This is a genomic window from Kutzneria sp. NPDC051319 (assembly GCF_040682195.1).
GTDB lineage: Bacteria > Actinomycetota > Actinomycetes > Mycobacteriales > Pseudonocardiaceae > Kutzneria.
On record NZ_JBFBAM010000104.1, the window covers coordinates 1 to 24,554 of the forward strand.

General features: G+C 71.3%; 24 protein-coding genes. 15 read left to right on the top strand and 9 right to left on the bottom strand.

Annotated elements, in window-relative coordinates; all coding sequences use genetic code 11:
* The first annotated feature begins 273 nt into the window (after positions 1–273).
* The 3 genes from AB0M73_RS46155 (at position 274) to AB0M73_RS46165 (ending at position 2,897) form a co-directional block, all read left to right on the top strand.
* Positions 274–624, top strand: coding sequence for a YciI family protein (locus tag AB0M73_RS46155; protein ID WP_363905960.1), 351 nt, complete (start codon positions 274–276; stop codon positions 622–624).
* Positions 621–1,808, top strand: a complete 1,188-nt coding sequence (locus AB0M73_RS46160) for a sigma-70 family RNA polymerase sigma factor (protein WP_363905962.1) — start codon at positions 621–623, stop codon at positions 1,806–1,808. The genes AB0M73_RS46155 and AB0M73_RS46160 overlap by 4 nt, the downstream gene beginning before the upstream one ends.
* A 129-nt stretch (positions 1,809–1,937) precedes the next feature.
* Positions 1,938–2,897, top strand: coding sequence for an ATP-binding cassette domain-containing protein (locus AB0M73_RS46165; protein ID WP_363905964.1), 960 nt, complete (start codon positions 1,938–1,940; stop codon positions 2,895–2,897).
* A gap of 5 nt (positions 2,898–2,902) precedes the next feature.
* Here AB0M73_RS46165 and AB0M73_RS46170 read toward each other — a convergent pair whose 3' ends face one another.
* Positions 2,903–3,934, bottom strand: coding sequence for a YncE family protein (locus AB0M73_RS46170; protein ID WP_363905966.1), 1,032 nt, complete (start codon positions 3,932–3,934; stop codon positions 2,903–2,905).
* A 97-nt stretch (positions 3,935–4,031) separates the two neighbouring features.
* On the opposite strand from AB0M73_RS46170, the gene AB0M73_RS46175 reads away from it, so the two are divergent.
* Positions 4,032–4,916, top strand: coding sequence for a LysR family transcriptional regulator (locus AB0M73_RS46175; RefSeq protein ID WP_363905968.1), 885 nt, complete (start codon positions 4,032–4,034; stop codon positions 4,914–4,916).
* A 40-nt stretch (positions 4,917–4,956) separates the two neighbouring features.
* On the opposite strand, the gene AB0M73_RS46180 is transcribed toward AB0M73_RS46175, so the two are convergent.
* From AB0M73_RS46180 to AB0M73_RS46195, 4 genes are all read right to left on the bottom strand, one after another.
* A complete protein-coding gene (locus AB0M73_RS46180) occupies positions 4,957–6,306 on the bottom strand; it encodes a hypothetical protein (protein WP_363905970.1) in 1,350 nt (449 codons plus the stop codon).
* 159 nt (positions 6,307–6,465) lie between these two features.
* Positions 6,466–7,014, bottom strand: coding sequence for a hypothetical protein (locus AB0M73_RS46185; protein WP_363905971.1), 549 nt, complete (start codon positions 7,012–7,014; stop codon positions 6,466–6,468).
* Positions 7,015–7,023: 9 nt separating this feature from the next.
* Positions 7,024–7,683: a rhomboid family intramembrane serine protease gene (locus AB0M73_RS46190; protein ID WP_363905973.1), complete on the bottom strand. Its 660-nt coding sequence runs from the start codon at positions 7,681–7,683 to the stop codon at positions 7,024–7,026.
* 70 nt (positions 7,684–7,753) lie between these two features.
* Positions 7,754–8,500, bottom strand: a complete 747-nt coding sequence (locus tag AB0M73_RS46195) for an IclR family transcriptional regulator (protein WP_363905975.1) — start codon at positions 8,498–8,500, stop codon at positions 7,754–7,756.
* 72 nt (positions 8,501–8,572) lie between these two features.
* Here AB0M73_RS46195 and AB0M73_RS46200 point away from each other — a divergent pair, with 72 nt between their 5' ends.
* Positions 8,573–9,157, top strand: a complete 585-nt coding sequence (locus tag AB0M73_RS46200; protein ID WP_363905977.1) for a nuclear transport factor 2 family protein — start codon at positions 8,573–8,575, stop codon at positions 9,155–9,157.
* On the opposite strand, the gene AB0M73_RS46205 is transcribed toward AB0M73_RS46200, so the two are convergent.
* Entirely contained in the window at positions 9,140–10,369 is a 1,230-nt protein-coding gene (locus AB0M73_RS46205) for a hypothetical protein (protein WP_363905979.1), read from the bottom strand. The genes AB0M73_RS46200 and AB0M73_RS46205 overlap by 18 nt on opposite strands.
* Positions 10,370–10,493: 124 nt before the next feature.
* On the opposite strand from AB0M73_RS46205, the gene AB0M73_RS46210 reads away from it, so the two are divergent.
* Genes AB0M73_RS46210 through AB0M73_RS46225 form a run of 4 tightly spaced genes read left to right on the top strand, consistent with a single transcriptional unit; the run spans position 10,494 to position 12,833 of the window.
* Positions 10,494–11,105: a hypothetical protein gene (locus AB0M73_RS46210; RefSeq protein WP_363905981.1), complete on the top strand. Its 612-nt coding sequence runs from the start codon at positions 10,494–10,496 to the stop codon at positions 11,103–11,105.
* Positions 11,102–11,419, top strand: a complete 318-nt coding sequence (locus tag AB0M73_RS46215) for a transcriptional regulator (protein ID WP_363905983.1) — start codon at positions 11,102–11,104, stop codon at positions 11,417–11,419. Before AB0M73_RS46210 ends, AB0M73_RS46215 begins: the two co-directional genes overlap by 4 nt.
* A complete protein-coding gene (locus AB0M73_RS46220) occupies positions 11,416–12,117 on the top strand; it encodes an ABC transporter ATP-binding protein (RefSeq protein ID WP_363905984.1) in 702 nt (233 codons plus the stop codon). Before AB0M73_RS46215 ends, AB0M73_RS46220 begins: the two co-directional genes overlap by 4 nt.
* A complete protein-coding gene (locus tag AB0M73_RS46225; RefSeq protein WP_363905986.1) occupies positions 12,114–12,833 on the top strand; it encodes an ABC transporter permease in 720 nt (239 codons plus the stop codon). Before AB0M73_RS46220 ends, AB0M73_RS46225 begins: the two co-directional genes overlap by 4 nt.
* A gap of 243 nt (positions 12,834–13,076) precedes the next feature.
* Here the strand turns inward: AB0M73_RS46225 and AB0M73_RS46230 are convergent, their stop codons facing one another.
* Entirely contained in the window at positions 13,077–14,006 is a 930-nt protein-coding gene (locus AB0M73_RS46230) for a catalase family peroxidase (RefSeq protein WP_363905987.1), read from the bottom strand.
* A gap of 151 nt (positions 14,007–14,157) precedes the next feature.
* Here AB0M73_RS46230 and AB0M73_RS46235 point away from each other — a divergent pair, with 151 nt between their 5' ends.
* Both AB0M73_RS46235 and AB0M73_RS46240 read left to right on the top strand, forming a co-directional pair.
* On the top strand, positions 14,158–15,078 hold the full coding sequence (locus tag AB0M73_RS46235) for an acyl-CoA desaturase (protein ID WP_363906002.1): 921 nt from the start codon (positions 14,158–14,160) through the stop codon (positions 15,076–15,078).
* A 14-nt stretch (positions 15,079–15,092) separates the two neighbouring features.
* On the top strand, positions 15,093–16,373 hold the full coding sequence (locus AB0M73_RS46240; protein WP_363905988.1) for a sensor domain-containing protein: 1,281 nt from the start codon (positions 15,093–15,095) through the stop codon (positions 16,371–16,373).
* On the opposite strand, the gene AB0M73_RS46245 is transcribed toward AB0M73_RS46240, so the two are convergent.
* Positions 16,317–16,853 carry a DUF2165 domain-containing protein gene (locus AB0M73_RS46245; RefSeq protein WP_363905990.1) on the bottom strand — a complete coding sequence of 179 codons (537 nt, stop codon included), beginning with the start codon at positions 16,851–16,853 and terminating at the stop codon, positions 16,317–16,319. The genes AB0M73_RS46240 and AB0M73_RS46245 overlap by 57 nt on opposite strands.
* 72 nt (positions 16,854–16,925) lie before the next feature.
* On the opposite strand from AB0M73_RS46245, the gene AB0M73_RS46250 reads away from it, so the two are divergent.
* From AB0M73_RS46250 to AB0M73_RS46265, 4 genes are read left to right on the top strand one after another with little or no spacing between them, the layout of a single operon-like run.
* Complete coding sequence (locus tag AB0M73_RS46250; RefSeq protein ID WP_363905992.1) at positions 16,926–17,663, top strand: glycosyltransferase family 2 protein; 738 nt, start codon at positions 16,926–16,928, stop codon at positions 17,661–17,663.
* Positions 17,663–18,382 (top strand): glycosyltransferase family 2 protein, encoded by a 720-nt coding sequence (locus AB0M73_RS46255; protein ID WP_363905994.1) that lies wholly within the window; start codon positions 17,663–17,665, stop codon positions 18,380–18,382. The genes AB0M73_RS46250 and AB0M73_RS46255 overlap by 1 nt, the downstream gene beginning before the upstream one ends.
* Positions 18,382–19,125 carry a glycosyltransferase family 2 protein gene (locus AB0M73_RS46260; protein ID WP_363905996.1) on the top strand — a complete coding sequence of 248 codons (744 nt, stop codon included), beginning with the start codon at positions 18,382–18,384 and terminating at the stop codon, positions 19,123–19,125. The genes AB0M73_RS46255 and AB0M73_RS46260 overlap by 1 nt, the downstream gene beginning before the upstream one ends.
* Positions 19,125–19,862 (top strand): glycosyltransferase family A protein, encoded by a 738-nt coding sequence (locus AB0M73_RS46265; RefSeq protein WP_363905998.1) that lies wholly within the window; start codon positions 19,125–19,127, stop codon positions 19,860–19,862. Before AB0M73_RS46260 ends, AB0M73_RS46265 begins: the two co-directional genes overlap by 1 nt.
* A 236-nt stretch (positions 19,863–20,098) precedes the next feature.
* Here the strand turns inward: AB0M73_RS46265 and AB0M73_RS46270 are convergent, their stop codons facing one another.
* A complete protein-coding gene (locus AB0M73_RS46270) occupies positions 20,099–24,046 on the bottom strand; it encodes an AAA family ATPase (protein ID WP_363906000.1) in 3,948 nt (1,315 codons plus the stop codon).
* Positions 24,047–24,554: the final 508 nt, after the last annotated feature.

Consider the following 24,554-nt stretch of genomic DNA (forward strand, 5'->3'; position numbering starts at 1 on the left):
GCGCAAGGCATCACGCCGGTCCCGCTCGGGGTCAGACCGGGTCGGGAGGACCACCATCTACATCCTCACTGTCCCGCTCTCCGGCACACCGAAACCCGCGCTCATGCAGAACTGAGCCTCGGGGCTCAGTTCTGCACAAAACCGTATTTCGGTGTGCCGGAGAGCGGGACTCGCCGAGGTTTTGTGGTGCGGGGTGTCCTCGGGCGGGGGAGGCCGTTCGTCCTTAGGGTGTCGGTCGGCGAACGGAGCCGGCCCGCAGCCTTGGGAGCAGCCATGACCACCTACATCGCCCTCATCTACACCCCCGACATGGACTTCAACCAGTCCGGGGCGGCCGAGATGGGCGCCGAGTACGCCGAGTTCGGCCAGGCCGCGGCGGCGGTGCTGCGCGGCGGCAACGCCCTGCACTCGACCGCGACGGCGACCACCGTCCGGGTCACCGGCGGCAAGGGCGGCGACGTGCTGACCACCGACGGCCCGTACGCCGAGACCAAAGAGGTCCTCTCCGGCTACTACGTGCTGGAGTGCGCCGACCTGGAGGAAGCCGTCAAGACGGCGGCCCGGATCCCGGCCGCGTGGAACGGCGGCGCCGTCGAGGTCCGCCCCGTGGTCACGTTCGCATGAGCTCCGCCGGTGACGCGGTCGCGCGGCTGGTACGCGAGGAGTACGGCCGCGTGCTGGCCACGCTGATCCGCGTCACCGGCAGCGTCGTCCTGGCCGAGGACGCGGCCCAGGACGCCATGGTCCGCGCGCTGGAGACCTGGCCGCGCGACGGCGTGCCGGACAACCCGCGCGCGTGGCTGCTGGTCGCGGCCAAGCGGCAGGCCATCGACCACATCCGGCGCGAGGGCCGTCGGGCCGACAAGGAGGCCGCGGCGATGGAGCACCCCGTCGACGACGAGCCGGCCGAGGTCGTCCGGGACGACCTGCTGCGGCTGGTGTTCACCTGCTGCCACCCGTTCCTGTCGCTCGACGCGCAGGTGGCGCTGGCCCTGCGCACGCTGGGCGGCCTGTCCACGGCCGAGGTGGCGCGCGGGCTGCTGGTGCCCGAGGCGACCATGGCCAAGCGGCTGACCAGGGCCAAGCAGAAGATCGCCGCCGCGGGCATCCCGTACCGGGTGCCGGCGGCCGAGGAGCTGCCGGACCGGCTCGACGGCGTGGCCACCACGGTCTACCTGATCTTCAACGAGGGGTACGCCGACATCGGCCGGGCCGGGGTGGCCGCGGAGGCGCTGCGGCTGGGCCGGGTGCTGGCCGAGCTGATGCCCGACGAGCCGACGGTGCTGGGCCTGCTGTCCCTGATGCTGTTGCAGGAGTCCCGCCGCGCGGCGCGATCGGTCGACGGCCAGCCGGTGTTGCTGGCCGACCAGGACCGGACGCGGTGGGACGGGCGGGCGATCAAGGAGGGCGTCGAGCTGGTCGGGGTGGCCCTGAGACGTGGTCCCGACAATCGGTTCGCCGTGCAGGCCGCGATCGCCGCCTGTCACGCCCTGTCGCCGTCGTACGCGGAGACCAACTGGGAGGCCGTCGTCTCCTGGTACGACGTGCTGCTGACCGTGCACGACACGCCGGTGGTCCGGCTGAACCGGGCCGCCGCCGTCGCCGAACGGGACGGCCCAGCCGCCGGGTTGGCGCTGGTGGACGGCATCGCCGACCTGGAGTCGTACCCGTGGTGGCACGCCAGCCGGGCCGAGCTGCTGAACCGGCTGGGGGACAAGGACGCCGCCCGTGCCGCCTTCGAGAAGGCGGTGGCCGCCGGCATCAACGAGCCGACCGCCGAGCACCTCCGCCGTCGAATATCCGGTTGACGGGCCGCTGGCCGTCCTGTCACCCTCGCCGGACCATGTTGAGCTGACACCTGGCATTGTTCCGGCCCGCGTCCGAGGCGTAGATCGCCCGGCGGGCATGTCCGCATGCTCATTTCGCGGTAGGTGTCCATGTCAACTCTGTCCCTTTCGCCCGTTCGCCTCGCGGTCCGTCCCGGCGAGCGGATCGGCGTCGTCGGCGAGAACCGCTCCGCCGTGCTCCGGCAGCTGGTCGACGAGCCGGACCTGCTGGTGCTCGACGAGCCCGCCGAAGTGCCGGGAGACCACCCCGGCCGGCTGGTGATGGCGACCCACGACCGGCTGCTGCTGGATCGCTTCGCCACCACCATCGTCGAGGCCACCGCCGAGAAGATCACCCGTTACCGCAACGGATACGCCGGCTACCTCAAGGAGAAGTGGACCGCGCGCAAGCGGTGGGAGCGGGAGTACCTCGGCTGGGTCACGGCCATCGAGCGCGGGGCCAAGCACCTGTGGGCGACGCCCGTGCCGAGGCCGCCCGACCCGCTTCGGTTCGAGACCTTCGGCTCCGGCGGTCTCACCACCACCCGCCTCACCGTGCGCGGGCGGCTGACCGCCGGCCCGCTGACCATCAAGCCGGGATCGCGGCTGCTGGTCGACGGTCCGGGCCGGTCGCTGCTGCTGTCGTTGCTCGCCGGCCAGCGCCAGCCCGACATGGGGTCGATCGTCCGCAGTGGACGGATCGGCTATCTGGCGGCGGAAAGTGTTGTCCGGACGCCGGATCGCAGTGTGCTGGCCATGTTCGCCCGGGGACGCGCCGGCACGTTCGACCACCACGCCGACCGGTTGCTGGCCCTGGGTTTGTTCGCCGAGGACGACCTGTCGACGCCGGTGGGCGAGCTGTCCGTTGCCCAGCAGCGGAAACTCGAACTGGCTCGGCTGTTGGCGTCCGAAGTGGACGTTCTGCTGCTCGACGAGCCGACGAACCATCTGCCGCCGGCGCTGGCCGAGGAGCTGGAGATCGCCCTGGAGACCTTCGCCGGCGCGGTGGTCGTGGTGTCCCGCGACCGGCAGTTCCGCCGCCGGTGGACCGGGGCGGAGCTGACGGTGTAAGGGAATCAGGCCGCCGGGATGTACGCCAACCCGTGCGCGCCGGCCATGCCGGCGCGCGGGATGGCGAGGGTGTCCAGCACCGCCGGCCGGGCCGGCACGGTCAGGTCGACCACGGTCACCGAGGAGTCGAAAATGCCGGCCAGATAAGCACGATCGCCCTCGGGCGAGGACGTCAGGGTGAGCGGGCCGGCGCCGACCGGAGCCGAGCCGACCGGCTCGACGGCGGTCGGCGACGGCCCGGCCCACACCGCCAGCCGGCCGTCAGGGCGGGGGTTCGGGTCGAACTTGACGCCGTTCGGCCCGAGCTCGCCGGCCAGCAGCAGACCGGACGAGGTCCAGTGCACGGGGATCAGGAACCGCTCGGTCGGCAGGGTCCGCACGATCACGCCGGTCCCGGTGTCGATCAGCCGCACGCCCGGCTCCGCGCCGGGCGTGCCGGCCTTCGGCGCGGCCACGGCGAGGGTCGATCCGTCCGGGCTGAGGGAAATGCCCTCGCTGCCCGGCACCGGGATCTTGTCCACCAGCGTGCCGGTGGCCAGCTCGACGACGGTGACGTACGGCGCCTCTTTGTTCGTGGCATAGCCGAATTCGCCGCCCGGGCCGAGGGCGAACCAATGCGGGCCGGGGGCCGGCGTGTCGATCCGCCGCAACACTCGGCGGGTGACCGTGTCCAGTACGACCACCCCGCCCGGACCGGCCGGCCCGGCTTCGACGCTGACGTAAAGCAGGCGGCGGGCCACGTCGAGGGCGAGCCCGTGCGGGCCGTGCTCGGGGGAGAGGTCCAGCACCTCCACGATCCGCCCGGCGTCCGGGTCGATCACGGTGAGCTGGTGGTTGCGGCCGGCGTTGGCGTCGTAGTAGCCGTCGTGATACGTGCTGGTGCAGTACAGCAGGCGGTGCTCGGCGTCGAACAGCAGCTCGTGCGGCTGGGCGGGCACGGTCAGCACCGTCCGCACGCCGTGATCGACGGCGTCCAGCAGTGTGACGGTGCAGGCGCCCTGGCTGACCACCGCGAGTTGGTCACCGGTGCTCGGCATGATGCGTCTCCTTCGTTGTCGTGCCCACAACGCTAGGAGCGCTCTGATAGGTCGCGCCACGCAAATGTGGCAACAGACAGTTGCGTACGATGCAACTATGGAGCTCGACCTGAACCTGCTGCGCGTGTTCGACGCGCTGCTCCAGGACGGCAGCGTGACCGGTGCGGCCGAGCGCCTGCACCTGTCCATCCCGGCCACCAGCCGGGCGCTGGGCCGGCTGCGGCGGGCCATGGACGACCCGATCCTGGTGCGGGCCGGCCGCGGCATGGCCCCCACGCCGTTCGCGTTGCGCACCGCGCCCCGCGTACGGTCCCTGCTCGACGAGGCGTCCGCTCTTATCAGCGCCGACCGCGAGGTCTCGGTCGCCGACCTCAAGCGGACGTTCACCTTGCGTATCAACGACGGCGTCGCCGCCACGCTCGTCACGGCCGTGATGGACGCCGTGGCGGCGGTCGCGCCCGGTGTGGTGCTGCGCTTCGTCGCCGAAGGCAGCGAGAGCGCCGAAGCCCTGCGCGACGGCTCCATCGACATCGACATCGGCGTGGTCGAGGAGCCGGCCACCGACATCCGCACTGCGGTGCTGTACAAGGAAAGTGTGGTTGGCATCGTCCGTGCGGACAGCGCCCTGAGCCGGCGGCCCACGCTGGCCCAGCTGTGCCGGCATCCGCACGTCTCGGCCTCGCGCCGGGGCCGGGCCCGCGGTCCCCTCGACGACGCGCTGGAAGCCGTTGGGCGGCAACGGCATGTCGCCGCCGTCGTGCCGACCTTCGTGGTGGCCCTGCATCTGGTGGCGTCGAGCCACCTCATCGGCCTGGTGCCACGCCGACTGGCCGACATGTACGGCGCAACCGTTGGTGTGCGGTCGTTTCCCATCCCCGTGGCGCTGCCGGAGGTGGAGGTCACCATGCTCTGGCACGCCCGCCTGGATGCCGACCCCGCGCAGCGCTGGCTCCGCGACATCATCCTCGGCGCCGTGTCCTGAACCGTCGCCTGGACAACGACGGCGGTTCAGGACACCGGGATCAGACCGTCTTCAGCAGCGCGGCGCTGCCGGCCGGCACGGTGATCGTCGCCGTGTGACCGTGCACGCGCACCAGCTTCGGCGCCGGGTGGAACGAGCCCTTCACGTCCACACCCGAGCCGGCGATGGTGATCGCCGTGGAGTCCAGCGTCGGGGCGGTCAGCACGTACTCGGTGCCCATGAACGCCGCCGAGCGCAGGTTCACCGTGAACGTCTGCGCCGACGTGCCCTTGTTGTTGACGATGACGTTGTTGCCGATGCCCCACGCCGTCACGTCGGTCGCGCCGGTGACGGTGGCCGGGTGCACGGCGCCCGTGCCGGCCAGCGACCACAGCAGCTCGCCGTAGAACACGCCCTGCACGCCCACCGGCGCCAGGTTGTCGAACTTGATCGGCGAGTAGTTCAGCGGCCACTGCGTCGAGGTGCCGCCGTGGAAGTTCACGCCGTCACCGTTGTGCGCGGCGATGCCGTACATGAAGTCCAGCGACCACAGGGAAGCCGCCTGCACGTTGCTCACGCCGGCGGTGCCGCCGTGGTAGTACGAATTGGCTTCGCTCATCCGCCACTTGGGGATGTTGTTGGCTGCCTTGGCGGTCTGCAGCGCCGTCTCGTCCTTGTCCTCGTAGCCCTTGCCGTTGGCGGCCAGCATGCCGGCAATGGTGCCGGTGGTCTGGTCGCCGATGTAGCTGTGCATGGTCAGCATGCTCAGGCCGTTGGACTTCTCCTTGGCCGTGAACGGCGGCAGCCACGCGTTCTGGCCGTTCGTCACGCCCGGGCCGTCGAACACCGCGCCCGGCACCTTGGCCCGGATCGCCGTCACGTAGGACTCGTACGAGGCCTCGTAGGCCGCCTCGGTGCGGTAGAAGTTCGGCTCGTTGCCGACCTCGAACGCCGCCAGGCTGTGGCCCAGGGCCTTGGCCGCGAACGCCGCCTCGTCGGCCGCGCTCTCCGGCGTGCCGGTCTTGAGGTTGAGGCCGTAGATCACGCTCCAGCCGGTCGCCTTGGCGAACTTGGCCAGCTTGAGCACGTCGGACGGGGCTACCTCGGTCGGCGAGCCGCCGGCCCCGTTCGGGTTCCACGGCGTCATGTCGACCAGGTTGGCCCCGATGCGCAGCGAGCTCGGGCCGAGCAGCCGGAACAGTCGCACCAGATTGGTGTCGGCGGCGTCGAACATGCCCGCGCCGATGCGGTCCTTCTCGTAGCTGAAGCCGGCGAAGTCCTGGCCGACGTGGCCGCTGGCGGCCGCGCCGACCGTGACCGCCGGCCCGGCCGTGACGGCCTGGGCCGCGGGCGCGGCGAGGCAGGTCACGGCCAGCGCCACCGAGCCCAGCAGTGCTGGGAACCGGATCATGGGTACACCTCCGGGAGCGTCACTCTGGCGGAGGCAGACACGATCCTCGCAACCTGAACCGATTCGGTCAACACCCACCTGGTAGCGCTCCCACACCCCCCGCGAGCCAGACCCACCGAACCACACCTTCGAGCACACCCCCGCGAGTCCCGCCCAGCATCACACCGAACTGCGGGTTCCCGCAGATCCGGTCAGCCGGCGGAGCACCCGGTAGCCGGGATACTCGTGATAGTCCCGGTAGCTGCGTCGGTAGTACTCGTTCCAGTAGCTGATGACCCGGGCCATGGTGAGTCCGACGAAGGCCGGGTTGCGGGCGGCGAAGTCCGGGTACGGCCCCGGGGCGGCATCCTCGATGGTCCTCACGATCTCCAGCACGTACTCGCCGACGAGCTTCAGCACGAATGGGGCCACGAACGGCTCGGTGGAGTCGAGCAGTGTGGCCAGCCGCCGCTGTCGGACCCAGCCGTCGTTGTTGCGCGTGTAGAGGCAGTCCAGGATCAGCCGCTGTGGGGCGGTGAGCCCGGACTCCGTCGCGGGTGTGGGTTCGACGGGGTAGAGCCGATCCGGGATCGCCACGGTCTCGCCGTCCACCTCGACCTCGAACGGCGTGGCGTTCCACAGCCGGGGCGGCGGCATGACCTCGACGGCCACCCGCGCGTCAGCCGCGAAGCGCGCCGGAAACGCCGCAACCAGATCGATTTCGCCCACATCGGCAGCCTAGGCAGCGGGCGCGGCGATCGCGGCCGAATTTCGCCACGATGCAGTGCCCAGGGCCACCACGAGGCCGATCAGCAGCGAGCCGCCGTGCAGGTTGGTCAGGGCCGACAGCGCGATGCCGACGGCGAGCACGCTGACGGCGGCCGGCCGCATGGCCCAGGCTCGCCGCTGCATGACGCCCGCCGCGACGATGCCGACGAAGATCAGGGGGAGCCACGCCGTGGCGAGCAACGCCCCGCACCACAGCACGGCGGCCGGCGAGGCCCACCCCGGCAGCCGGACGTCGCGCCGCCACAGCGCCACGGCCACGGCGCCGGCGAGGCCGCAGAGGGCGATGGAGTTGCCGCCGCCGACCGGCTGCCACAGGCACCCGAGGAACTCGCTGGCGATGCCGACGCCGAAGTACTGCACCAGCCACCGCGGCTTGTCGAGAACCTGCTCGGCGAGGGTGCCCAGCAGCACCAGGAACAGCAGGTTGGACACGGTCCCGGCGATGCCGCCGTCCTGCACGAACAGCGAGGTCACGGCCCGCCACCACTCGCCGTGCAGCAGGGCGGGCGTCCGCTCCAGCCGCTCCAACGTGCCGGGGACGGCGAACTGCACGATGTCCACCACGGCGGTCACGGCCGTCACGCCGGCGGTCAGTACGGGGAAGCGCATGCCCCGATTCTGGGCCGTGACCCGGCCAACCGCCTGGGCCGGCGATCACGGTTCAGCCGTGACAAACGGCCTACAGCAGCCGGGTCTGGCGGGAGATGCCGCTGGCCGCGGTCCGCACGGCGAAGGCCAGCCGGTCGATGTCCACCGACGAGTGGGCGACGATCGACACCGCGGCGATCACCTCGCCGGATTCGCCGGTCACGGGCGAGGCCACCGAGCACGCGCCGAGGGTCATCTCCTCGCGGGAGAAGGCGACCTGCTCGTCCCGCACGGCCGCCAGATTGCGGGCCAGCCGCCCGGGCTCGATGATCGTGTACCGGGTGAAGCGGCGGAATCCCTTCTCCGCCAGCGCCTTCAGCAGCTCGGTGCCGGCCGCGGCCAGCAGCACCTTGCCGGTTCCGGTGGCATGTAACGGCAATCGCCCGCCGATACGGCTCATCGTCGACACCGATCGCACGCCGTTGATGTTCTCCACGCACAGCGCGGTCCGCCCGTCGAGCACGGCCAGTTGGACGCTCTCCCGGGTGGCGTGCTGGAGATCCTGCATGTACGGCAGGGCGAGCTCGCGCAGGTTGCGGTAGCTGGGGGCGAGCGTGCCGAGCTTCCACAGCCGCAGCCCCACCCGGTATCGCCCGTCCGGCAACCGTTCCAGCCAGCCGCCGGTGGTCAGCTCGGCCAGGAACCGGTGCGCGGTGGGCAACGGCAGCTCGGTGCGGGCGGCGATCTCGGTCAGCGACTGGGTGGGCGTCACGGTGTCGAAGGTGGCCAGGACGCTGAGCAGCCTGCGCACCACGTTGCGCCGAGGCTCCGCTGCCATCGTCGACAAGTCCTTTCACCGGGTGGAAGTCCGGTGTCGACCGTACTCGTGGGTCACTCCTAGCGTCGAGAGATGGACGAACTGGAGATCTCCGCGGTGGTGCAGCGCTGGGTCCTCTATCGCGACGCCGGCGACTGGGACCGCTTTCGCGACGTCTGGCACCCCAACGGCTGGATGAGCGCCACCTGGTTCGAGGGCCCGTACGAGGAGTTCATCCGGGCCAGCCGCAAGGGTTTCGCCGAGGGTGTGCGGATTCTGCACTTCCTCGGTGGCACCGCGGTCGACGTCGTGGGCGGCCACGCCATCGCCCAGACCAAGATGACCATCACCCAGCGCGGAGTCGTGCACGGCGTCGAGGTCGACGTGGTGTGCACCGGCCGGTTCTACGACTTCTTCGCGCGCCATGAGGGCGAATGGCGTATCGCACACCGTCAACCGATCTACGAGTCCGACCGCATGCACGCCCTCGACCCGGCGGCCGTCCTGGGCCTGGACGCCGACCGCCTGGCCCGGTTCCCGGTCGGCTACCGGCACCTGGCCTACCTCCAGGAGGTGGCCTGCGGCGCACAGGTCCGGCCGGGACTGCCGGGCCTGCACGACGAGGCCACCCGCCGGCTCTACCGCGAGGGGCAGACCTGGTTACTGGAGGCGGTATAGCGCCGCGCCGCCGGCCGGCAGCATCACGGTGACGGTGGAAGGGTCACGCACCGACCGGTAGGTCTGGGAGCCCGGATCGAACAGCGTCACCGACGACACCGCGGGCCCGAACCACAGCGAGGTCGTGCTGGTGGTGCTGAAGGAGCGGTTGACCACGAGCAGCCAGCGGCCCGGCGCGCCCGAGGTGAACTGCCCGATGATCACCGGGTCCCCGGCCACCGCGCTGACGAAGGCGTCCGGGCTGAACTCGGTGATCCGCGCCGGGTCGGCCGGCTCCTCGAAGTGCATGACCCGCTCGGACACCAGCGGCTTGAGCTCCCGGCCGACCTGCCGCAGCCAGGTCGTGTTGATCGTCCTGGCGCCCTGGTAGCGGGCGGTCTGGTTGCCGTTGAGGTCCATCAGCGCCGGCTGGAAGTCCTCGCCGCGGGCCGGATCCGGCTGCCAGTAGGTGAAGTACTGGATCCCCTTGCAGCCGTAGGCCAGGCTGACGTTGATCAGGAAGAGCATCTCGGCGGTGGTCGGCACCCGGTACCAGTTGGTGCCGACCGCCTGGATGTAGGTCCACGTCGGCAGGTTGTGCCGCAGGCCGACCTCGCGGAAATCCACCCAGTTGGTGAAGTAGTCGACGTCGAACGAGCCGGACGCCGAGGTCATCGGATAGCGGTCGAACGACAGCAGGGAAGGCTGCACCACCTGGCAGAACCGTTCCAGGTAGTTCGGGTAGTCGCCGGGCGCGCGGCCGAGGTCCGGTAGGAGGTTGCAGTACGGCAGGCGGGCCGGGGCGTTCTGTCGCACGAGCTGGAAGGCCCGGCCGACGGTGTCGAACTTGTTGTAGTCGGGCTCGTCGAACAGGTTGTAGCCGGCCAGCGAGGGATGCGGGCCGTAGGCCGCCTCGACCCGGCGGATCAGCTCGGCGCCGTCGGACATGGAGATCGACATCGGCGCGGAGCGGTCGTCGCCGAGGGTGAACCAGCGGGTGAGGTTGAGCAGCTGCGTGTCCTCGAACACCAACACCTTGAGGCCGACCGCGTCGGCCTGCTGCAGCGCCGAGCCGATGATGGTGCCGTCGCCCAGGTAGTTGCCGGTGATCAGGAAGCTGAAGCCGGCGGCGGCGATCTCCTGGTAGCGCGCGAGTGTGGTGAATTCCGGCGGCGGCGGCCAGTAGAGGCCGATCGGGAACTCGGGGCCGGAGATCAACGGCAGATCGGGCATGTGGCGCTCCCCCCTCGCGCGGGTGACCCAGCGTGATCACAGGGTAACCCACACCATGATCTCTTTGCGGGACGAGGTACTTTGTGTTACAAAGTTGCTTGAGGGTTCGCGAGGGGGTGGGCAGATGGACGGCGAGGGCGAGTTGTCGCCGGCGGAGTCGCTGGCGCTGATCGAGGGGCAGCGGGCCGAGCTGCGTCGGCGGCGGGGGGTACGGCCGGAGCTGATCACGTTTGCCTGGGGACTGGCGTACCTGCTGGGCTTCGGCGGCTGGTATCTGGCGCTGCACGGCGTCGTGCCGGCGGCGTTGTCCGGTGTGGTGCTCGGAGTCCTCGGCGCGATCGCCCTCGTGTTGCCGATCGTGCTGGGGGTGCGGGCCTCCAGGGGGATGCGGGGCCCGTCCCGCACGGTCGGCGCCATGTACGGCACGGCCTGGGGGCTGGCGTTCGCGGCCAACTCGGTCGTACAGTCCTCGTTGCAGGAGCGGCTGATGCCGTCCTGGGACGTCGTCAGTCTGATGTGGACGTCCAGCTCGCTGGCCGTCGTCGGGCTGATGTACCTGGCCGGCGCGATGGTGTGGCGCGACGTGCCGATGTACGCGCTCGGCGTCTGGATCCTGGTCTCGGCCGCCGGCAGCGTGTTGGCCGGCGTGCCGGGCAACTTCCTGGTGCTGGCCTTCGCCGGTGGCGGCGGCATGCTGGCGCTGTCGGTGTACTACGCGATCCGGCGTCGCGGATGAGCGAGCCGTGGCCGGAGCTCGACCCCGTCATCCATGCCCAGGCCCGGCTGCGCGTGATGGTCGCGCTGTCCACGCTCGGGGCCGGTGACCGGCTGACTTTCCCGCGGTTGCAACAACTTCTGGACATGACCGCGGGCAACCTCTCCACGCACCTGCGCAAGCTCGAGGACGCCGCGTACGTGGAGATCAGCAAGACCCACGAGCGTCGCACGCCCGTGACCTACGTCGCCCTGACGCCCGCCGGCCGGCGCGCGTTCGAGGCGTACACCGAGGGGCTTCGTGCCCTGTTGGGACCGAGGGGGGAACCGCCATGATCATCGAGGTAGAGGGCCTGCGAAAGCGTTACGGGCCAAGGAAGGCCGTAGACGGCGTCACGCTGTCGGTGCACGAGGGGGAGTTCTTCGGCGTGCTCGGCCCCAACGGGGCCGGCAAGTCCACGCTGGTCGAGATCGTCGAGGGTCTGCGCCCCGCCGACTCGGGTTCCGTCCGGGTCTTCGGTCGATCGCCCTGGCCGCGTGACCTGGACCTGTTGGCCCGCCTGGGCATTCAGACCCAGTCGTCCGCGTTCTTCACCCGCCACACGGCCCGTGAGCACCTGCGCCGCGTCGCCGCCCTGCACCGGATTTCCCGCTCTCGGGCCGATGAGGTTCTCACGCTCGTCGGTCTCGACGAGAGCGCCGACACCCGGGTCGAGAAACTGTCCGGCGGTCAGCGCCAGCGCCTGGCTATCGCCTCCGCGCTCACCCACGACCCCGAGATCCTGTTCCTGGACGAGCCCACTGCTGCGCTGGATCCATTGGCCCGCAAGCAACTCTGGGGACTGCTCAAGAGCTTGTCCGACCGCACCGTCATCTACACCACGCATCACCTCGATGAGGCCGAGCACCTGTGCGACCGCGTCGCGATCCTCCATCGTGGACAGATCGTCGCCGTTGACACCCCGTCGGCCCTGCGTGAGCGGACCGGCGCCGCCACTCTGGAAGACGCCTACCTGGCGTTGGTGGCCGCATGAACGCCGCCGCCGGCGCCTACCTGATCGCCATGCTGCGCAACAGGATCGCCCTGTTCTTCACGTTCGCGTTCCCGTTGCTGTTCATCGTCCTGTTCGGACTCCTGTTTGGCGGGCCCGGCCACATGAACCAGCTCACCGCCGGCGTCCTGGACTGGGCCGTCGGCAACTCCGCCATGTTCGGCGTCGCCTACTCGATCGTCCAGTGGCGCAAGGACGACCTGCTCCGCCTCGTCCGCACGACCCCGACGCCCATCACCTCTTTGCTGTCCGGCTGGTACGTCGTCACCGTCGGCCTGGCCATCGCCCAGGCCGTCCTGTTCCTCGGCGTTTCTCTGCTGCCCGCCTTCGGACTCACCGTCACCTCGCCGAGCATCGTGCTGCTGCCTCTGGTCTTGATGGTCGGCAGCCTGACCTTCTTCGCCATGGGCGTGCTCGTCGCCCGGGTAGCCCCGAATCCCGATGCCGTGGCCGCCATCGCCAACTGCATCATGATCCCCATGGCCTTCCTGTCCGGCTCCTTCTATCCCTTGGAGCTGGCCCCGCCCTGGCTCACCACCGCGTCCCGCTTCATGCCCCTGACCTACCTCAACGACGCCGTCCGCCAGACCCTGTCCGGCGGCTACGCCGTCCTGATCCCGTTGTCGGCCCTACTCGGCTTCGCCGTCCTCTTCGGAGCCATCGGACTGCGCACCTTCAAGTGGGCCGACAGTGTTTGATGGCGCCGCCTCCGGCGTCGCGGCTCGGCCCCTCGTGACCGGTGCCTCGCCCTTGCCGGATTTAGCCCGCCGCGTCGGCTTGGGTGGGTGGGTGCGTTCGGTGGCGGCGGGCGAAATCCGGCAATCGTGCGAAGCACCGGCGGGGCCGAGCGGCGTTGGGGGCCGGCAGTACCTTCTCCGCGCCTGCGGCGTCGCGGGCTCGGCCGCCGTGAGGCCGGGGCCGAGCCGACTCCGGGCTGACGCCTACTCGCCCTTGCTGCGGCGGTCGTACGACACCGAGTAGGCGGCGTTGCGCAGGTTGGGCAGTGGGTCGTCGGACAGCTCGATGCCCGGGGTGAGGTTGGTCGGGTCGAAGATCTGCGCGGCCCAGTGGTCCTGGTCGGAGACCTCGCCGGTGACGGTCAACTCGCCCACGGCGATCTCCGGGCGGTCGGCCGGCCAGACCTGGGTGGCGTCGTGGGTGGGGTCGGAGGGATCGGCCAACGTGGCGTGCAGGGTGAACGTCACGGGACCGCGGCCCAGTCGTGAGGCGAACTCGCTGATGAGGAACTGTTCTTCCTCGTTGGCGATCTCGTCGGGGCCGAGGTTCTGCTCCCCGAGGGAGGGGGCCCAGCGGTAGCGCACGGCCTGGCGGTCGCCGTCGGCGTTCACCCACATGAACGCGTGCAGGGCGGCGTAGGCGGTGGTGCCGAAGCTGGCCGGCACGCCCATCTCGCCCAGGGCCTGGAAGGCGGGGATGGAGCTGGGGTTGGCGGCCAGGAAGCCCTGAAGGTGGGCCTTGTCGCCCTTGCCGGCGTCCTTGTCGGCGGCCAGCGCCCGCACGAGGTCGAGGAACTGGGCAGGGGTGGCGACCAGGAAGCGAGGAAGGTTCACGCCGATGAGGTCGGTGGCGGTGCCGTCGGGCAGCGCGAACTTGACGGCCATGCCCCGCCCGCCGGGCTGGGTGTCGGGCATGGCGGGATTGCCGCTGCCGTTGGAGAAACGCACGGTGGCCGAGACGGGCTCGCCGGACAGGTGAGCGGCGGTCGTGTACTTGGCGGCGTCGCCGGTGGGCGTGAACGTGGCCACGAAGCAGGCGCCACGGGCATGGGCCCGACGGTAACCGGCGTGCCGGCCGTCGAGGTGCTCCATGGTGTCGACGACCTGCACGGGCAGCGAGCTTTCAGCGGTCATGAGCGTGCTGGTCCAATCGGCGTGGTGGGGGAGTCGACAGTAGGTCTAAGCCCACCACGAGTTCGGAGTCCAGGCATCCTGACCTGGGCTTCCCCACCCGGCAGTGTTTGGGACACGTTCGAACTACCCGGAGGTTCCCGTGCCCACAGCGCTGGCCAGGCCCGATCTCGATCCCGAACCGAAGGGCGCCCTGGAACGGTCGCTGGTGGCCGTCTTCGTCGTGCTGCCGTTACTGGCGCTGCTCGCCGCGGTGCCGCTGGCCTGGGGCTGGGGCCTCGGCTGGCACGATGTCGTGATCGTCGTGGTCTTCTACTTCGTGTCCGGATTCGGCGTGACGGTGGGATTCCACCGCCTGTTCACGCACGGCTCGTTCCGCGCCACACCGGCGCTGCGGGTGGGACTGGCCATCGCCGGCAGCCTGGCGCTGGAGATGGGCGTGATCGACTGGGTCGCCACCCACCGCCGCCACCACAAGTACGCCGACCGGGCCGGCGACCCGCACTCGCCGTGGCGGTTCGGCTCGGACTGGAAGGCGCTGACCAAGGGCCTGCTGCACGCCCACGTGGGCTGGCTGTTCGATCGTGAGCGGACCTCGGCCGAGAAGTTCTGCCCCGACCTGCTGGCCGATCCGGCGATCAAGCGGGTGCACGAGCGGTTCGAGCTGCTGGTGGCCGTGTCGCTGCTGGTGCCGGCGCTGGTCGGCGGCCTGTGGAGCATGTCGTGGCAGGGCGCCCTCACGGCGTTCTTCTGGGGTTCGCTGGTCCGCGTCGCGCTGCTGCACCACGTCACGTGGTCGATCAACTCGATCTGCCACACGTTCGGGGCCGAGGAGTTCGAGGTCCGCGACAAGTCACGCAACGTGGCCTGGCTGGCCGTGCTGAGCATGGGCGAGTCCTGGCACAACCTGCACCACAGCGACCCCACCTGCGCCCGGCACGGCGCGCTGCCCGGCCAGGTCGATCCCAGCGCCCGGGTCATCTGGATCTTCGAACGGCTCGGCTGGGCCCACGACGTGCGCTGGCCGGACCCCGAGCGACTTGCCGCAAAGCGGCTGTCGGCCAGTCGGGTTTGAGGAGAATGGCCGTTGTGGCCCCACCGATCACCCTGGTCTCCCGCATGATGACGCGACTGCGACTCGTGCCGGTGGCGCTCGGCCTGGCGATCGCCAGCCTGCTGGGCATCCCCGTGCTGGTCTTCGTGATCGTCTCCACGGCCCTGATCCCGCTCTGGGTCGGCGTGCCGACGGTCATCGCCGCGGTGGCGCTGAGCCGCCGGTTCGCCGACCTGCACCGGTCGGTCGCCGGCAGCCTGCTCGGCCGTGAAGTGGCCCGCCCGTACCGGCCGATCGGCGCGGCCGACAACTGGGTGGCGCGGTTCCGCATCGCCGCCGGCGACCCGGCGACCTGGCGGGACCTGAGCTGGCTGCTGTCCAACATCGTGGTCGGCCTGATCACCAGCATCCTGGTGGTGGCGCTGCTGCTCGGCGGCCTGTTCTGGCTGCTGACGCCGCTGTGGTTCGCCCTGTTCGTGCCGGACGGCGGCGACATCCAGGTGCTCGGCTTCTCCGTCCGCACCGAGGGCGAATCGTGGTTCGTGGTGCCGCTGGGCGCGGCCGAGCTGATCTTCTGGAGTTGGGTGTCACCCCGGCTGATCTGGCTCAACGCCACCGTGATCGCCGGTCTGCTGGGGCCGACCGAGGCGGCGGTGGCCAACACCCAGCTGACCACGAGGGTGGCGCAGCTGTCCGAATCGAGGGCGGTGTCGGTGGACACGCACGCGTCCGAGCTGCGACGCATCGAGCGGGACCTGCACGACGGGGCGCAGGCTCGGCTGGTGGCGCTGGGCATGAGCCTGGGCATGGCCGAGGAGACGGTCGACGACGACCCGGAGATGGCCAAGCAGTTGCTGGCCGAGGCCCGGGAGTCCACCACCACCGCGCTGGCCGAGCTGCGGGGGCTGGTGCGCGGCATCCTGCCGCCGGTGCTGGCCGACCGGGGCCTTGAGGGCGCGCTGCAGGCGTTGGCGCTGGCCAGTCCGCTGCCCGTGCAGGTGGCCATCGACCTGCCGGGGCGGCCGCCGGAGCCGGTGGAGTCGGCGGTGTACTTCGCGATCGCCGAGGCCCTGACCAACATCGCCAAGCACGGCGCGGCCGACACAGTGTGGCTGCGGCTGTCCTATTCGGACGGAAAGTTGGTGGCGGTGGTCGGCGACGACGGGCGTGGCGGCGCCAGCGTCGAGCCGGGCGGCGGCCTGCACGGGCTGGAGCGCCGGCTGGCCGCCTTCGACGGAACCCTGTTGGTGACCAGCCCGCTAGGCGGCCCGACTGTCGTCTACCTCGAGGTCCCCTGCGCGCTCACGGCCCCGTGATGCCACCAGGTTGGCCAGGATCAGGCCGACGGAGGCGATGATCACGTTCTGCAGCGCGGCGGACAGGCCGTTCCACTTGGAGGACTGCCACATCTGGAAGTACTCGCCGCCGATGGCGATGAAGCCGCCGCCGAACAGCATCGCCTCCATCAGCCAGCCCAGCGAGGACAGCCGTTTCGCCGCCTCGCTGCCCCGGATCCAGGCCACGACGGCGGCGATCAGCGCGATCGCCGCCAGGCCCTCCCAGGCGATGATCAGGACGTAGGCCGTGGTCACCAGGCCGGGGCTGGTGATGGCCCGCCACATCAGGTGCGGCGACTTGAACGTGGTGTCCATCGCGAACACGTGTTGCACGAACGCGTAGTTCGTGTCGTAGTCCGTGATGTTGCCGATCGTGATCAGCGCGAGCTGCAGCGCGCTGATCGCGGTGAGCACCCCGACGACCACACGCAGGCCGCCCAGTCTCGAGAGAAGACGCATGGCGGGGACTCTACGTGGGCCGTTCGTCACCCTGGGCAGGTTTCGGCGGGACTCTCCAGTACGTTCACGGTCATGCCCCTGGTCTCGGTGCTGACCGCCGCGCTCGCCGACCGAGCCCCGCTGCTGCCGGCCACCGGCGACAGCCTGGCCGCGCAGGCGCTGCCGCCCGGCTGGGAGCTGGAGTGGATCGTCGAGGAAGACGGCCTGGAGCCGTCGTTGGGGTCGGTCGTGGCCGGTTTTCCGGTGACGTCGCACCGTGCGCTCGGGGTGGGCATGGGCGTGGCCGCCACCCGCAATCTGGCCTTGTCACGGGCCCGTGGCGACCTCGTGCACGTCCTCGATTCGGACGACCTGATGGCGCCCAACGGCCTCGCCACGGTGATCGCCGCCTTCGAACGGAACCCCGACATCGGCTGGGTCGCGGGCCAGGCCGACAACCTCATGCCGGACGGCAGCCGCGTGAGCTTCGAGCCGATCTCGCCGACCGGCCGCGTCGAGGCCGGCGCGGTCAACGACTACGTGCTGGAACACGGCCGCGGCCCGTTTCATCCGGCCGGCCTGACGTTGCGCACCGACCTGGCCCGCGCGGTCGGCGGCTGGGCGGCGTTGCCCCGGGCCGAGGACATGGCGCTGGTGGTGGCCGCGGCCGAGGTCGCCGCCGGCTATCACACGCCCGAGGTCACCTGGCTGTACCGGCAGCATCCCGGCCAGATGACCCGCGCCGACGACTGGCCGGACCTGGATCCCGCGTGCTGGACGGTGATCCGGCAGCGCATCGAGTCGATGCGGCGGCTGAAGGCGATGGCCTGATGCCACTGCTGTCCGTGCTCACGGCCGTGCACGGCGATCGCGCCGACGTGCTGGCCGCCGCCGGTGAATCCGTTGCCGCGCAAGAGCTTCCGCCCGGCTGGGAGCTGGAGTGGGTCGTCCAGGAGGACGGCGAACGGCCGCGACTGGGCGAGGGCGCCCAAGCCTTCTACGCCGCCAACGGCACGCAGTTGGGTGTCGCCGTGACCAGAAACCTGGCGCTGGCCAGGGTTCGCGGCGAACTCGTGCGGGTGTTGGACTCGGATGACGTGCTGCTGCCCGGCGCCTTGGCTCGGGCGATCGGGGCGTTCAACGCGCACCCCGAGATCCAGTGGGTCGTCGGTCGGCCGCGGATGGCCGACGCGGTCTACTTCCAGCTGCTGCCCGAGGGTGTGCACGCCCGTGGTGCAATCGGTGCGTACGTCAAGGAACACCGGCGTTCGCCGATCCACTGCGCCGGTCTCACCGCGCGGACGACGATCATTCGTGCGGTCGGCGGCTGGTGCGCCAATCCGCGTGCCGAGGATATCGAGCTCGTCGCGGCGATCTCCGAACTCGCGCCCGGATACGTCGACGCCACCCCGTCATGGCTGTATCGCAGCCATGAAGGGCAGACGGTGCGGCAACCGGGTTGGCGCGCGCTGCACGCCGAGTCGTACCTGATGATCCACCAGCGACTTGCCGCCGCCAGGGCACTGGGGTTGCGGATGGGGACGAACTGATGCCACTGCTGTCCGTGCTGACCGCGGCCCACGCCGGCCGGGCCGACCTGCTGGCCCGGGCCGGGGAAAGCGTTGCCGCGCAACAGCTTCCCGAGGGCTGGCGGCTGGAGTGGATCGTCCAGGAGGACGGCCCTTCGTCGTCGCTGGCCCCGGTCGTCGAGCGCTTCCCGTTCGCCCTGCACTCCGCCCACGGCGAGCAGCTCGGCATCGCCACCACCCGCAACCTCGCACTGACCAGGGTCGACGGCGAGCTCGTGCACGTGCTCGACTCGGACGACGAGTTGCTGCCCAACGCCGTTTCCGTTGCCGTAGAAGCATTTGACGCGTATCCCGCGGTGCACTGGGTCGCCGCCCAGGCCGACGACCTGTTGCCCGACGACAGCCGACGGTCCTTCGCGCTGGAGTACCCGGCCGGCTACGTCGAGCCCGGGAAGATCAACGAGTTCACCGTCGACCGCGGCGAGCCGCCGATCCACTGCGCCGGCCTGACCATGCGCACCCGGACCGTGCGGGCGCTCGGGGGCTGGGCGGCCAACCCTCGGTCCGAGGACAGTGCCCTGTTCGTCGCTCTGGCCGAGTTGACGCCCGGCTACATCACGTCGGAAGTGACCTGGCTGCACCGGTTGCACACCGCGCAGACCACCGGCGAGCAGGCGTGGCGGACGTTGCGGGCCGAGTCGATGACCATGGTCCGCCAACGGCTGGCCGCGCTGCGCGAGCTGGGTCTGGAGCTGGACGCCTGATGCCGCTGCTGTCCCTGCTCACGCCGGTGCTGGCCGACCGGGCCGAGCTACTGGCCGAGGCCGGCAATTCCATTGCCGCGCAACAGCTTCCGCCCGGCTGGGTACTGGAGTGGATCGTGCAGGAGGACGGCCCTTCGCCGTCGCTGCACGAGCTGGTCGAGGGCTTCCCGTTCTCCCGCTACCGAGCCAACGGCGAGCGGCTCGGCGTCGCCGTGACGAGGAACCTGGCGTTGTCCCGCGCCGACGGCGAGCTGGTCCACGTCCTCGACTCCGATGATTTGCTTCTGCCCCAGGGCCTTTCCGTCGCCATCGAGGCCTTCGCCGCGCATCCCGACATCCACTGGGTCGCCGGCCAGGGCGACGACCTGCTGGCCGACGGCAGCCGCCGGTCGGTGCGCCTCGACCTCGCCGCCGGCCGGGTCGAACGCGGCGTGCTCACCCAGTACTTCGTCGATCACGGCGGCGTGCCCATCCACCCGGCCGGCCTGACCATGCGCACCGCCGCCGTGCGGGCCCTGGGCGGCTGGGCCGCCGCCCCTCGCTCGGAGGACGTCGCCCTCCTGGTCGCCGTGGCCGACCTCGCCCCTGGCTACCTCACCCCGACCGCGACCTGGCTGGCCCGCCAACACCCCGGCCAAACCACCCGCGCCCCCTCCTGGCAGTCCCTCTTCCCCCTGGCCGACACCCAGATCACCCAGCGCATAACCGCCCAACGCACCGCCAACCTCCACTACTGAAACCCCCGCGAGTCACGCTCTCGGGCACACTGAATGTCGGTTTTCGTGTGCTGGAGGGCGGGACTCGCGGGGGTGGTGGGTTTGGGGCCGAACCCCCGCGAGTCACGCTCTCGGGCACCAGGGCGAGTTCCGCCCTCGGGCATTTTCCAGCGTGGTCGCGCCGGGTGGGTGGGCCCGAGGACGGGACTCGCCCGCCCGAGAGCGTGACTCGCGTTGCTGGGGGCGCGCTCGCGTTGTTAAGGGCAGGGGGGCGAGTAAGGGAGTTGGGAGAGGTGTAGGGCCCAGACGGATTCGGTGAGGACGTTGCGGGTGGCGGCGCAGATGTGGTTCACGGCGTGGTCGACGTCCAGGTCGAGGGTCCGCAGCGCCACGTCGGGGTTCGTCGCGTAGACGATGTAGTCGGTGCCGGGAAGGTAGGCGGCGGCGTCGTAGGTCAGGTTGCGCTGCACCACCGACAGGCCCATCGCCACCGGCTTGGCCGGATCGGAGACGTCCCACATGCGCACGCCCTGGTCGGCGTTGCCGGTGATCAGGGTGCGGCCGTCGGCGCTGAACTTCACCGACTGCATGCCCTTGGCGTAGCCGGTCAGCCGGCCGAGCTGCCGCGGGTGGGCCGGGTCGCTGACGTCCCACAGCAGCACGAAGTCGTCGTCGCCGGCGGTGGCCAGGGTCTGGCCGTCGGGGGTCAGCGCCAGCACGCCGACGGCGTCCTCGTGCCCGGTCAGCGGACTGCCGATCGGCTTGGGGTCGGCCGGGTCGGAGACGTCCCACAGCCGCACGGTGTTGGTGGCGCTGGCGGTGATCAGCGTCTTGCCGTCCGGAGTGAACACGCCGTCGTAGATGTAGTCGCTGCGCCGGTCGCCGTGCTTGATCACCGGCGGCCCCAGCGGCCGCGGGTGCGCCGGGTCGCTGATGTCGTACAGCTGGGCGGTGTGGTCGTCGTGGTCGGAGGCCATGATCTTGCCGTCGGGGCTGATCGCCAGCATGGACGAGTACCGGGTCTCCAGCGGGATCGGCGTTCCCAGCTGGCGGGGATGGTTCGGGTCGGAGACGTCGAAGAACCGGACCCCCTTGTTGCCGCCGGTCACGACCAGCACGCGGCCGTCGGGCGTGAATCGGGTCTGGCTGACGCCCTCCAGCCCGGTGATCATGCCCAGCTGCCGCAGGTGCGCCGGATCCGAGGTGTCCCACAGCCGCACCGAGCCGTCGGCGGCCCCGCTGGCCACGACCTTGCCGTCCGGACGCGGGGTGGGCGCGTTGATCGAGCCGGTCTGCCCGATGCCCAGCGGCGACGGCATGGTCCACAGCCGGACCTCGGTGTCGCCGCCGCCGGTGACCAGCGTCCTGCCGTCCGGGCTGAAGCCCATGGCGTACAGGCCGTTGCCGGTCAGCGGCTGGCCGATCAGGCCCGGCTGCTCGGGATTGGTCACGTTCCACAGCCGGGCCGAGCCGTCGCCGCCGGCCGAGCCCAGCACCTTGCCGTCCGGCGTGAAGGCCAGCGACCACTGCGCGCTCAGCCCGCTCAGCGGCAGCCCGATCTCCGACATCGACGCCGGGTCGCGGACGTTCCACAGCCGGACCGAGCCGTCCGCGCTGGCGCTGGCCAGCATGCTGTTGTCCGGGCTGAACGCCACCGAGTGCACGGTGTCCTTGTAGCCGCTCAGCGGCGCCCCGACCTGGACCGCCGCCCGCGGGTTGGAGACGTCGTAGAGCAACACGGTCTTGTCGTCGCCGCCGGCGGCGAGGTAGTGGCCGTTCGAGCTGAAGGCGATCGAGCGCACCGGGTTGGTGTGCCCGGTCAGCGGGGGCAGCGGCGTCGGGGCGGCCAGGTCGTGCACGTCCCAGAGCTGCGTCTTCTGGTGCTCGCAGGCGGCGGCCAGCGTCTTGCCGTCGGGGCTGAACGCCACCAGGTAGACGGTGCCGGTGTCCTGGTCGAGCGGCCGGCCGAGGAGCCGGGGCCGGGCCGGGTCGGTGATGTCGTACAACCGCACCAGGTGGTCGTCGCCGGCCGCGGCCAGCGTCTTGCCGTCCGGGCTGAACACGGCCGAGCTGACCCAGCTGCCGAAGCCGGTGATCGGCTTGCCGATCGGTACCGGATGCTGCCGGTCGCGCACGTCCCATAGCCGGACCGTGTTGTCGTAGCTGGCGGTGGCCAGCAGCTGCCCGTCCGGGCTGAACGTGGTCAGGTACACCGCGCCGGAGTGGCCGTCGAGCACGGTGGCCAGCGGCGCCGAGGCCGAGGACAGCACCCGCGACGATGCGGCCGGGTCGTCCGGACGCATCCGGTGCGCCACCAGCGCCAACTGCGCGGCCAGCGACGGGTCGGTGGCCATGACGTTGTCGGCCTCGGCCAGCACCCCGTTGTACAGCGCGTCGTCCCGCTGGTTGAAGGCCAGCGTCGCGGCGACCACGGCCACCGTCACCAGCACCGCGGCGGCGGCCACGCCGGTCCGGCGCAGCCAGGTCGCGCGGCGGCGGTGACGGATCGCGTTGTCCAGGAACGCCCGGGCCACGGTGGTCAGCGCGCTGGCGTCGGCGCTGCGGGCCCACTGCTGGGCCGCCTCCAGCCGCCCACCCCGGTAGAGCAGCGTGGCGTCGCGGTGCTCGGCCTCCCAGCTCTCGGCGTCCTCCTCCAGCCGCTGCCGCAGCAGGTTGCCGGCACGGTCCCGGTCGATCCAGCCGCGCAGCCGCGGCCACGCCTGCAACAGCGCCTCGTGGGTGATCTCCACGATGCCGGCGTCCAGCGTGATCAGCCGGGCCCGGGCCAACACCTCCAGCGCCTCGGCCGCCGCCGCCGGGTTGACGGCCTGCTCCAGCAGCTCCTGCCGGCTCGACCGGCGGCGCGTGTCCTGCGTGTCCTCGCCGACGCGGACCAGCCGCAGCAACACCGGCCGCGCCGCCGCCTGACCGGCCGTGTCCAGGTCGGCCCAGGCGCGCTCGGCCGTGGCCGCGACCGCGCCCTGGATGCCGCCCGCCGCGCGGTAGCCGGCCACGGTCATCCGGCCCGCCTGCCGACGCTGCCAGGTCGCCAGCAGCGCGTGCGACAGCAGCGGCAGCGCGCCCGCGTCGTAGCTGCCCTGGCCGTTGCGCGACGTGTTCACGCCCAGGTCCGACAGCATCAGGTCGACGAGGCCCGATTCCAGCGTGAGGCCCACGGCACGGGCCGGGCGCGCCACGGCCTCCCGCAGCTCGGCCACGGTCATCGCGCCCAGCACCATCTGCCGGTCCTGGAGCGCCTCGGCCAGCTCGCGGTAGTCCAGGCAGCGGCCGTAGAAGTCAGCCCGCACGCCCAGCACCACCAGCGCCTGGCCCTCGCCCGTGCACGCCGCGTGCAGCGCCGCCACGAACAGCCCGCGCCGCGCCTCCTCGTCGGCCAGCGTGAACGTCTCCTCGAACTGGTCGACCATGAGCACCGGCCGCGCGCCCGGGCCGGCCACCCGCTCGCCGTAGGCGGCCACCGCCTCACGGACCTTGGCCGTGAACTTGTCCTCGTCGAAGTCGGTGAAGCCGTCGTCCACCGCCTCGGCCAGCTCCGGCACCAGCCGCACCAGCTCCTTGAGCGGGTCCACGGTCGGCGTCAGCACCACCGTCGGCCACGCGCCCGGACCCAGCGCGCCCTCCTGCACCGCCGGGCCCAGCCCCGCGCGCATCAGCGACGACTTGCCCGCGCCCGAGGCGCCGACCAGCATCACGATGCCGCCCGTCCGCACCGCCGACGCCAGCCGCGACACCAGGGCCGCCGTGCTCCGCTCGCGGCCGTAGAACCAGCCCGCGTCCTCCTGCCGGAACACCGCCAGGCCGCGGTACGGGCAGGCGCCGGAGTCCTCGGCCGTCTCCGCCGGCGTCTCCTCGTCCGAGGTGACCGGGCTCGCCAGCGCCTGCTCCCACAGCCGATGCCAGTCCGTCAGGTCGTACAGGCCCTCCACGACCGGCGTCGCCCGCAGCTTGCGCGCCTCGCCGACCAACACCTCCAGCACCGCCTGCAACGCCGAGAAGCGCGCCGGCACGTTCCGGCCCCGCCGCCAGTCGCTGACCCGCTGCGCCGGCACCCGCACCGGGCGGCCCCGCTCGTCCACCTTCCGGGCCCGCGCCACCGACTCGGTGACCCGCTTCAGCGGCGGCTCGCCCGCCTCCGCGTACAGCAGCGCGAACCGCTCCGCGAACTGCCCACGAGGGCCAAGCACCGGTCCCGAACTGCTCATGTGTCGCGGCCCGCCCGTAGTCGTGTCTGCCGGCCGCCCCGTCCGGACCGGAAAACCATCTTCCCCATCTGAGCAGGCATTTTACGGACCGGAACCGGCGCGCGGGGGTCGGCCCCCACGCGCGGCTGACATGCTCGTTCCGGTGTGTTCCCGAAGGGTCCTCGTTGGGGAAGGCGGGGCGTTTCGGGGATGAGGTTCCAGCGGTGGCGGCCCCCGTTCGTCACTGAGGAGCAGAGGGGTCTCCTCAGTGGTGGGAAGCCGCCGGACTGGCGCCCGCACTGGGGGGAGACGACGACCCACCGGCCGCGCAGCCGGTACGAGCCGGTGGGTCCGAAGGGCTTGTCGGCCGCCGAACCCGCTACGGCACGCCGACGGACCCGCGGCGCGGCGGGTCCGCCCTGGTCGTCCGCACCAGGGCGGACCCGCCGTGCTTGTTGGCGCCGCCTCCGGCGTCGCGGCTCGGCCCCTCGTGACCCCTGCCTCGCCCTTG